The following is an 8338-nucleotide window of genomic DNA, read 5'->3' on the forward strand; positions in this document are numbered from 1 at the left end:
GATAAATTTTTCTGAAATCTTTCCTTCTGAAGTTTCAATATTAATTAGATATTGGCCTGAAGGTAGTCTTCTGACATCCAACTGATTATCTTTTAAAGGAACATTAATACTTTTTCCAGCAACATCAAACACTTCCGTTTTGATAATTTTTGCATCAGTTTTGAAATTTATGAAATCTGAAGTTGGATTAGGATATACTGCAACTACTTTACTTTTTGCACTTTCTTCTGACACGCTTAGAATTGGTCTGTCAACAGAGAAAGTATCGATTCCAATAAGGTCTGAATTAGAACCTGACGGACCTCCATCTGTAACAAAGTATCTAAAAGCAAATTTTACAGGAATTGCTGTTGCGCCAACTCCAGTAATCGTGAATTGGTATTTCGTCCACACTTTGGGAAATACAAAACCACCAACCAATGTGGGATTTACTGCTACTCCTAAATTTGTGAAACTCCCTAAGCCAGAAGATCCTCCCGTCGGATTTACTGTGGTTGCAGCTGTACTGTATCTTAGCTCTAGCCGGTCTGGGTAATCCTGCGTACCGTCAGTACCTTTCCTCGCATAAAAACTTACAATATCCCCATCTTTTACATTTACCACAGGAGTAATTAACCAATTACTGATAATTCCCGCTCCCGTTGTACTGTTAAAATTGACGAGAGCAAATGAGTTATTTCCTCCAGACTGTCCTACCGGCACTGTAGTAGTATTTCCACTGCCAAAGATAGCACTTGTAAGAGGTACGGTGTAAGAAGATTTCGTCCATGTACTTAAGCCAGCGGGTGTACTTTGATTGGTTGTAGTAAAATCAGTTCCGAAAGCTGTATCGAAACCATAGTTGTAAATATTTGACAGCTGAGCATTAGCATAGCTCAAAGAAATCAACAAACAAGATAATAGAATTTTTTTCATACTTAATTATTTTAACATTACTAAAGTAAATATAGTAATTATCAACCAATTACCAAATAAAAACCGTTAAAAAATAAGAAATCCCCAAGAAATTATTCTCAGGGGTTGTAATTTAACAATACTGATAAAGAAGATTATTTCACATAATTCTCAAAGAAAAGTGGAATACTTTCAATTCCTTTATAAAAATTGAACAATCCGTAATGCTCGTTTGGAGAGTGAATCGCATCAGAATCCAAACCAAAACCCATCAGAACTGATTTGGCTCCCAAAACCTGCTCAAACATTGCAGTAATAGGAATACTTCCGCCACCTCTGTAAGGAAGAACTTCTTTTCCGAAAGCAGTTTCCATAGCCGTTTTTGCTGCTAAAAATTCTTTTGTTTCCGTTGGTAAAACGTAAGGCATTCCTCCATGGTGTGGCGTAACCTTTACCTTCACAGTATCTGGAGCAATTTTTTCAAAATACTTTGTAAACTTTTCTGTTATCTCTTCCGGAGTCTGATAAGGAACCAAACGCATTGATATTTTAGCAGAAGCTTTTGAAGGAATTACGGTCTTCGCACCTTCGCCAGTGTAACCACCCCAAATTCCGTTGCAGTCTAAAGTTGGACGGATAGAAGTACGTTCTAAAGTCGTATAACCTTTTTCACCTTCAACACCGCTCAGGCCGATTGATCTTTTGAATTCATCCGGGTTGTCTTTAAGCTTGTTCATCTCAGCTCTTTCCTCGTCAGAAACTACATCTACATTATCATAAAAACCGTCGATTAGAATACGTCCGTCGTCGTCGATCAGTTTCGCAATCATTCTTGAAAGCACATGGATAGGGTTTGGTACAGCACCACCATAAAGTCCGGAATGAAGGTCTCTGTTTGGTCCTTCCACTTCTACTTCCACGTAACTTAAACCTCTCAAACCTGTGGTAACAGTAGGTTGTTCATTGCTGTAGATATGTGTATCTGAAATTAAAATACAGTCACATGATAATTTTTCTTTATTTTCATTGACCCATTTTCCCAGGCTTACAGAACCAATTTCCTCCTCACCTTCGATAATAAATTTTACATTACATGGAACAGAATTGGTCTGCATCATTGCTTCAAATGCCTTTAAATGCATAAAAAACTGCCCTTTATCATCAGCAGAACCTCTTGCGAATATTGCACCGTCAGGATGAAGATCTGTTTTCTCGATGTAAGGCTCAAAAGGAGGCCTTCTCCACAATTCCAACGGATCGGCAGGCTGAACGTCATAATGTCCGTAAACCAAAACCGTAGGCAGGTCTGGACTGATCATTTTTTCGCCATAAACAATGGGATAGCCATCGGTTTCACAAATTTCCACCTGATCTGCTCCGGCAGTTTTTAAATAGGAAGAAACCAGTTCCGCACATTTCAAAACATCATTTTTGTAAGCCGGATCGGCTGATATTGAAGGGATTCTCAGTAATTCAAACAATTCATCCACGAAACGGAGTTTGTTTTCGCTGATGTATTTTAAAGTCTCTTGCATTGTATATTTTTATTTGCTAAAAGTAAAAAAATTGATGGTGTGGCACAAAGAAATCAAAAGATTTTTACCTTTCGCCAACAAAAAAGTCCCACATTGCTGCAGGACATTTTATATTTTAAAGAAAGCTTAGTGCCCAACGGGCTCAGCAGGAGTTTCAGCAGGTTTTGCTGTTGCTGTACTTGCTGTACTGTCTGTTTTTGGAGCTTCAGTTTCGTGCGCACCGTGTGCAGGCGCGGCATGAGCCGGTGTTGCTGTGTGACCGTGAGCATCGCCTCCCCCCTGATGATCGTCTGAGTATCTTTCTACTCCTTCTTCAAGTCTGAGCGTGTTTTTATTTCCTCCGGCCTGAATTTTTTTACAGCTTACCGCTACTGCTGCAATTGCCAAGGCTACCACTAATTTTTTCATATACAGATTTATATTTTAATACTATCAACTGAACAGCGTTTTATCAGATTTCAATTAAACGGTTTCAGGTTTAAATTTATAATTGTTCAAAAATAAGAAATATTGCATTTTTTGGCAAAGATTTCAGACTGATTTTAAAATAATTTTTCCTTTTTTGGACTGTGTAAAAATTAGATACGATTCTCCACCATCTTTCACCTGATATTTCTTCCTGATTTCCTCCGGTTTTAAAGGATAATTTTTTGAAATAATATTAAACTGCTCTTTCTTTTTAATCTGCTTTGAATCAACAACTTCCATCTCTAAAATCCTTCCCGGAAAACTTTCATTTTTGGTATCAGAAGTGTATAAATGGGTATTTGGATGAAGTTTGTTCAGTTTAAAATATTCGGATATCAAGTTAAAAATTCCTGCTTTTAAAATGGTATTATTCGGAATGTATATAAATTTCTGCGGTTCAGAATAAGTGGAAGAAGCATTTTTTTCTGCATTCATTTCAAAACTGAAATCTTTTTCGCCGCTTTCGAGATTTACACAGTTGCAGATAATTTCTTCTGAATAATTTTTAGAAAGAAAAACCACAATTTCTTTTACATCATTTTTAACGGCAATAATTTCAATCCTTAAAACATTTTTTAAGACGGAAAGCAGATATTTTAAATCAATGAGCGGCGAAAGTTTAATAATTACCTCTTCGGATATCGAAAGCAGATGATCCTGAATTTCAAGAATATTCGGGGAAAGATCTTCAAGAAGAAAAACTTTGTTTTTATTCTGATCTCTTCTGGCGGGATCAAGATAAATTGTGCTAAAAGTCTCTGTATTTTCGCTCAGAAAATCTTCTAATTTCTGATTAATAAATCTTGCTTTTTTACCTAAAATATCCCAATTGTATTTTACAATATCTAAAAGTTCAGTGTTTTGTTCAACCAATGTAACTTTCTCAAAATTTTCAGATAAATAGTAAGCATCAATTCCGAAACCGCTCGTCAGATCGATGAATTTATTTCCTTTTAAAATTTCTGATTTGTAAAGTGCTGTCTTTTCAGAAGAAGATTGCTCCAGATTGAGTTGAGGAGGAAAGATAATCCCATCTTGTAGCAAAAATGGAAACTTTCTCTGAGCGACCTGTTTTCCTTTTATTTGCTGAACGATTTCCTGCATTGAAACATCAGGAAATGGGGATTTTTTCAACAACAAAGAATGCAAATCTGCGTTTAGATTTGCGTTGATATAATTTTGAATATCAGGATTTACAGTTTTATGTCTCACAGATCACTCAAACATTTCACCCCAGCGAACTGCTTTTATTTCAGCTGGATTGTATAATTCTTCAACAGATTTTTTCACTTCTAATTTTGGATACAAATTCACTCCAATAAGTTTTATTTTTCCTTCTTCTACCCATTTTTGCTCTTCTACAGCCTGATCATAGATTTTTTTCTGAATAATTCCTTGTTTTAAAGATTCTAAATATCCACCTGCTTCTTCAATTTCAAGAAATAATTTCCAGGATTTATCTGCAATCTGCTGAGTAATATCTTCAACATAATAACTGCCATTTGAAGCGTCTTCAAAGACATTGATGATGCTTTCGTAGGCCAGAACAATCTGCTGTTTGAATGAAATTTCTTCAGAATTTTCAGAACTTTTTTCAATGCTGTAATTGTTGCTGTAAACCGCGTCTGCACCGGCAATCATCGCAGAAGCGAGCTCAAGTGTTGAACGGATCAGATTATTTTCGCTGTCTGAAACTGATTTATTTCTTAAAGAAGTTTCAACAAAAATATAAGGTATCAGATCCAAATCAAATTCCTTTGAAAACTGGTTGAAAATAAGTTTAAAAGCCCTCACTTTAGCCATTTCAAAGAAATAATTTCCTCCAACAGCAATTCTGAAAACCAGTTTATTTAAAATTTCTGCACCGTAAATTTCCGTCAGTTCCTTTGCTTTTGCCAAGGCTATTCCCAACTGTTGAACAATAGAAGCTCCGGCATTCTGATGAAGCGAAATATCTATACAAATATTTCTTCTGAACTGTTTTGCCAAAAGCTCCTTTACCAACTGATCCTTAATTACACAATTTTCTTCATCAAAAACATCAATCAGTGAGAAATACTGATCTTCTTCCTGTGGACTGATGTGGCCCGCCAAATCTTCATTATTGACGAAAATTGTTTTTTCCTCAAGGTTTTCAACGTTTTCATCAAGCAAAAATGCGAGTACATCCTCTTCCAGACTTTCATGATATTTCGCAACCAGATGCGTACTTTCCTCAATTTTTGGAAGGTTCACCAAAGGTTTCTGAACATTAGTGTAAAATGGTTTCACCTCAATTCCCTCGAGATTGTCTTTCTGAAGAACAGACTCGATATCGTCGGTTTTAAGCTGTTTTTTAACCAAATTTTCCCAGCTGGAATAAGTTTCTGTATGTGACATGGGTAATGAGTAACGGGTAATTATTAATAATTTTCGCAGACTTATGTTATGATTAACAGCGAAGAGATTTGACTATTCACAATAAATCATTTTTTGGCGACTTTTGAACTGTCTGCAACAAGGATGAAAATCTCTTCGTTGGGTTTTTTCATAAAATAATTTTCGCGGGCATATTTTTCTTTCTCATCCTTATTATTCATGAGTTTTTTGTAGAATTTATCGTTCTTTTCGTACTCAGATTTGTAATAGATGAGCTGTTCCTCATATTTATCAATCTCCCCGTTGATTTCGTGGATTACCAGAAAAGAAGTTTTATCAAAGAAAACCATCCACACGAGGAAAAGACCGATGGTAAGCGTGTATTTATTCAACACGTATTTTCTGATGAATTTGATAGCATCAGACTGTGGTTTTATTTCCCTGATCAGTTTATTTTCCTTCATGAGAAGTTATTTTAATGTTTTTTGAGCGAGTTTTTGATTACTGTAGTTAAAAAATCAATAGCTACAGAATTCTGTCTCATATTCGGAATAATTAAATCTGCTTCGTTTTTTGAAGGCTCGATGAATTCCTGATGCATTGGCTTCAAAGTCGTTTGATAACGGTGCAGAACCTCATTCAAATCCCTTCCTCTTTCCTGTGTATCTCTTTTAATTCTTCTGATTAATCTTTCATCAGAATCTGCATGGACGAAAACTTTTAAATCAAATTCTTTCAGCAGTTCTTTGTTGGTTAAAACCAGAATTCCTTCTACTACCAAAACATTTTTAGGCTCTACTGTAACGTGATCTCCCGTTCTTCCATGTGTTACAAAGCTGTAAATCGGCTGTTCGATTGCTTCGTTATTTTTCAGAGCTTTTACGTGCTTAATTAAAAGATCAAAATCAATGGATTTCGGATGATCGTAGTTTAAAGCTTCTCTTTCCGTAAGGGTAAGACTGTGATTATCATGGTAATAATTGTCTTGAGACAGCATATTCATCCCATCAATATCAAGTTGCTGGATGATCTTATCCACAACTGTAGTTTTGCCGGATCCTGTACCTCCCGCAATTCCTATTACAAGCATTTTTCTTTAAAGTTTTGACAAAGATAGTATTTTTTTGAAAGTGGGATGCGGGAAGTTGGGTGATGGATGTTTGATTGAGGAAGAATTCCAAATTTTTGATTAAAAATTTTTGATCCGAGGAAAAATTTAACAAAAAAAAACTCCGACATTTTTGTCAGAGTTTATATTTTTAAACGATTTCGCTGGTTAAGCTTCGTGAAATCAGTTTTTCGTGCATTGGTTTTAAAAGATCAAGTGAGCCGGTTTTTACAGTACATTTACCTTTGAAATGAACGAGCATTGTGCATTGCTCGGCCTGTATCGGATCGTGTTTGCAAATCTGAATCAGTGCTTCGATGACGTCATCAAACGTGTGAACGTCGTCGTTGTGCAGAATCAGTTTGTAAATTTCATCTGTCTCATCCAAAACCAGAACTTCTTCTTCGTACTGTCTTTTTGGATCTTCATAATCTTTTATGCTGTTATAAAAAATCATTGTTCTATTATTTAAACGTCTAATTTATCTAAAATATCGTCGACAATATTAGGTTCAATATATTCTAATTCAACCATTTCGACGCTCTTATTATTCATTTTTAAAATTTTAAAATGATAATTTTCAAGGTCAAATTCCTGATTTTCTTCGGGAATATCTTCCAGGGCATGCAAAATAAATCCTGCCAAAGTATTGTATTCACTTTCTTCAGAGAGCGGTAATTTTTTGGGAAGGGAATCGTTAATTTCATCCAGAGGCTGCGTAGCTTTTACCCAATAAGTATTTTCTCCGATTTTGTCTACCAGTTTTTCTTCATCATCTTCTTCATCCTGAATTTCACCGACCAATTCCTCAAGAATATCTTCTAAGGTAATAATTCCTTCTGTTCCACCAAATTCATCAATTACAATCGCTAAATGCTGCTTTTTCTGCTGAAAAATTTTCAGCAAATCTGAAATTTTCTTGCTTCCCACCACAAAAAACGAATCACGCATCAGTTCTCTTAAATCTTCATGATTTAAAACACCTTTACGCTTTACAAATTCTCTTATAATCTCTTTTGTATAAAGGATTCCGATGATATTGTCGATAGAATTTTCATAAACAGGTATACGGGAATATCCGCTGTCCATGATTTCGTTGATGATAGAATTTACATCGGCGCTGAAATCAATAGAAGTGATATTCTGTCTCGGAACCATGATCTGCTTTGCCGAGTGGTCGGTAAAATCAAATGCATTTTTAATTATTTCGTAGTTTTCCTCTTCAATTTCTCCGCTGTCGGCCGATTGTTTCACCAAAAGCTGAAGTTCTTCTGTAGAGTGAATTTCCTGTTCTGATGCAGGATGAATTTTTATTAATCTTAAAAATCCGTTAGACATTAAGTTCATCAACCAGATAAACGGTTTAAAAACGGTATAGAAAACACGTAAAGGAACTGCAGTTGCCATTGTTGTAGCTTCTGCCTTCCGAATGGCAATAGATTTAGGAATTAATTCTCCAAACACAATATGCATCACAGTGATAATCAAGAAACTACACACCAATGATATGGTTGTAACCGTTGATTCGCTGAAATTAATATTTAATGAGTGGAATAGATTGTCTATCACATGGTGCATTGCACTTTCACCTACCCAACCTAAAGCAAGTGAGGCCAAAGTAATCCCGAGTTGCGTTGCAGAGAGGTATTCATCAAGATGTTTGATGATGTGCTCTGCCTGTTTTGCCATCGAGTCGCCCTCAGCGGCTTTGAGTTGAATTTGGGAATAACGAACTTTAACAATTGAAAATTCTGCGGCTACGAAAAAGCCATTGAGTAATACAAGAAATAAGGCCAGCAAAAGCCTGACTATGTCCGAGTCCATTTAGAAATTATAATTTATCATACAAAGATAGACAAAATATTTTTACGGAGAGGGTAAATTGTAGGTTAAGGTTAAGGTTAAGGCTGAGTTTAAGATTTAAGATTTAAGATTTAAGATTTAAGATTTAAGATTTAAGATTTAAGATTTAAGA

The 8338-nt window shown here is 35.5% G+C and carries 9 protein-coding genes; all 9 read right to left on the bottom strand.

The window, feature by feature from the left end; all coding sequences use genetic code 11:
- A partial coding sequence (locus tag ASG21_RS12490) for a choice-of-anchor J domain-containing protein (protein WP_082482421.1) occupies nt 1-915 on the bottom strand: 915 nt, incomplete at its 3' end.
- Between the two features lie 134 nt (nt 916-1049).
- On the bottom strand, nt 1050-2429 hold the full coding sequence (locus ASG21_RS12495) for a dipeptidase (RefSeq protein ID WP_056080509.1): 1380 nt from the start codon (nt 2427-2429) through the stop codon (nt 1050-1052).
- 126 nt (nt 2430-2555) lie between these two features.
- Entirely contained in the window at nt 2556-2837 is a 282-nt protein-coding gene (locus ASG21_RS12500; RefSeq protein ID WP_056080513.1) for a hypothetical protein, read from the bottom strand.
- Between the two features lie 123 nt (nt 2838-2960).
- Nucleotides 2961-4109, bottom strand: a complete 1149-nt coding sequence (locus ASG21_RS12505; protein ID WP_056080518.1) for a class I SAM-dependent methyltransferase — start codon at nt 4107-4109, stop codon at nt 2961-2963.
- 3 nt (nt 4110-4112) lie between these two features.
- On the bottom strand, nt 4113-5276 hold the full coding sequence (locus tag ASG21_RS12510) for a methylmalonyl-CoA mutase family protein (RefSeq protein WP_056080521.1): 1164 nt from the start codon (nt 5274-5276) through the stop codon (nt 4113-4115).
- A gap of 86 nt (nt 5277-5362) precedes the next feature.
- On the bottom strand, nt 5363-5719 hold the full coding sequence (locus ASG21_RS12515) for a septum formation initiator family protein (protein WP_056080524.1): 357 nt from the start codon (nt 5717-5719) through the stop codon (nt 5363-5365).
- An 11-nt stretch (nt 5720-5730) separates the two neighbouring features.
- Complete coding sequence (gene udk, locus ASG21_RS12520) at nt 5731-6345, bottom strand: uridine kinase (protein WP_056031542.1); 615 nt, start codon at nt 6343-6345, stop codon at nt 5731-5733.
- Between the two features lie 169 nt (nt 6346-6514).
- Entirely contained in the window at nt 6515-6820 is a 306-nt protein-coding gene (locus ASG21_RS12525; RefSeq protein WP_056080525.1) for an ATP-dependent Clp protease adaptor ClpS, read from the bottom strand.
- An 11-nt stretch (nt 6821-6831) separates the two neighbouring features.
- Nucleotides 6832-8187 carry a hemolysin family protein gene (locus ASG21_RS12530; RefSeq protein WP_056080528.1) on the bottom strand — a complete coding sequence of 452 codons (1356 nt, stop codon included), beginning with the start codon at nt 8185-8187 and terminating at the stop codon, nt 6832-6834.
- Between the last annotated feature and the right edge of the window lie 151 nt (nt 8188-8338).

It is taken from the genome of Chryseobacterium sp. Leaf394, from assembly GCF_001424105.1.
Taxonomy (GTDB): domain Bacteria; phylum Bacteroidota; class Bacteroidia; order Flavobacteriales; family Weeksellaceae; genus Chryseobacterium.

What these genes read in the sequence shown, in the direction of transcription:
- ASG21_RS12530 (WP_056080528.1), bottom strand. Translation starts at nt 8,187, where the DNA reads ATGGACTCGGACATAGTCAGGCTTTTGCTGGCCTTATTTCTTGTATTA.
- ASG21_RS12495 (WP_056080509.1), bottom strand. Translation starts at nt 2,429, where the DNA reads ATGCAAGAGACTTTAAAATACATCAGCGAAAACAAACTCCGTTTCGTG.
- ASG21_RS12515 (WP_056080524.1), bottom strand. Translation starts at nt 5,719, where the DNA reads ATGAAGGAAAATAAACTGATCAGGGAAATAAAACCACAGTCTGATGCT.
- ASG21_RS12500 (WP_056080513.1), bottom strand. Translation starts at nt 2,837, where the DNA reads ATGAAAAAATTAGTGGTAGCCTTGGCAATTGCAGCAGTAGCGGTAAGC.
- udk (WP_056031542.1), bottom strand. Translation starts at nt 6,345, where the DNA reads ATGCTTGTAATAGGAATTGCGGGAGGTACAGGATCCGGCAAAACTACA.
- ASG21_RS12510 (WP_056080521.1), bottom strand. Translation starts at nt 5,276, where the DNA reads ATGTCACATACAGAAACTTATTCCAGCTGGGAAAATTTGGTTAAAAAA.
- ASG21_RS12525 (WP_056080525.1), bottom strand. Translation starts at nt 6,820, where the DNA reads ATGATTTTTTATAACAGCATAAAAGATTATGAAGATCCAAAAAGACAG.